The sequence below is a fragment of the Acinetobacter sp. Ver3 genome, assembly GCF_000632455.1.
Lineage (GTDB): Bacteria > Pseudomonadota > Gammaproteobacteria > Pseudomonadales > Moraxellaceae > Acinetobacter.
In genome coordinates, this window is record NZ_JFYL01000158.1 from 1 (window position 1) to 1,309 (window position 1,309).

The window sequence follows — 1,309 nt, forward strand, 5'->3', positions numbered from 1 at the left end:
TGAACCGTACCGGGTTTGTCGGAGACTTTTTCATTTAAGTTAGGCCACCTGACCTAACGGGTTAATCTTATCATAGTACATTGCTTCAAACTCAAAAGGCGATACATAACCCAGTGCACTGTGTACACGCTTTTTATTGAACCAATCTACCCAGTTTAGTGTCGCAAGTTGTACATCTGCTAAACCTTGCCAATCTGCTTTTAAATATTCAATCACCTCTGTTTTGTATAAGCCATTCACCGTTTCAGCCAAAGCATTATCGTATGAATCACCAGTTGTACCGACTGATGCTCGTAAATTTGCAGCTTCTAAACGATTGGTATAGCGAATAGAAAGATATTGAACACCTCTATCGGAATGATGAATCACATTCTTTGGCATACCTCGATCATGCAATGCTTGTTCTAATGCATCAAGCACCATATCTGTATTCATCCGTGTAGATACTTTCCATCCAACAATTGCTCGTGAGAACACATCAATAATAAAGGCGGTATAGATCCAGCCTGAATTTGTTTGAATATAAGTAAAGTCACTTACCCACAGTTGGTCAGGATGATCAGCATTAAAATTACGTTTCACTAAATCATCTGCCCGTTTTTGGTCATCTCGGTTACGGGTGGTTTGTTTATTCTTACCTCGCCAAACACCTTGTATACCTAGCTTTTTCATTAATCGAGCAACAGTACAGCGTGCAATAATATAGCCTTCACGTTTCAGTTGTTGCCAGACCTTACGCACACCGTATCGACCTGAACTTTCTTTCCAAATTCGCTTAATCTCCTCAGCATGATGCAAGTCATGTAAATCTCGTTTCGCTCGATGTTCTGGATTTTCGCAGAGATCTAGAGTCCGGTAATAGGTTGAAGGTGCGATCGGTAAAATTCTACAAATCGCCTCGACTCCGTACAGCTCTTTATTATTATGGATAAAATCCACCATTATTTGTGTGGGCGGTCGAGCTCCGCCTGGGCGAAAAAAGCGGCTGCTTTACGTAGAATCTCATTGGCGCGTTGCAGTTCTTTATTTTCGCGTTCGAGTTGTTTGATACGTTCTTGGTCTGAAAGCTGCTGTACTTTAACTGGATTTTGTTTATCTAAATATTTTTGATACCAAACACGTAGTGTTTCAGGAGTACAACCGATTTTAGGAGCAATAGCTGTGATCGCAGCCCAATTCGATGGATAATCTTTTTCAGATTCAATTAGTAATTGAACCGCTCTTTCTCTAATTTCGGGGGTATATTTTAATTTTGTCATCGGGATAGTCTCTCAGAATATTGACTCTCCGACAAACCCGGTACGGTTCA

1 protein-coding gene and 1 other annotated feature are annotated in these 1,309 nt (G+C 40.6%); the gene reads right to left on the bottom strand.

Going from position 1 to position 1,309, the window contains the following annotated elements; genetic code table 11:
• Window positions 1-39: 39 nt before the first annotated feature.
• Window positions 40-1,259 (bottom strand): IS3 family transposase gene (locus tag CL42_RS16105; RefSeq protein ID WP_139229541.1). Its coding sequence is split into 2 segments (ribosomal slippage): window positions 40-983 and window positions 983-1,259, totalling 1,221 coding nucleotides; the frame shifts between segments, so codons are not numbered across the junction.
• Window positions 868-984 (bottom strand) — a sequence feature (AL1L pseudoknot). It overlaps the preceding gene by 117 nt.
• Window positions 1,260-1,309: the final 50 nt, after the last annotated feature.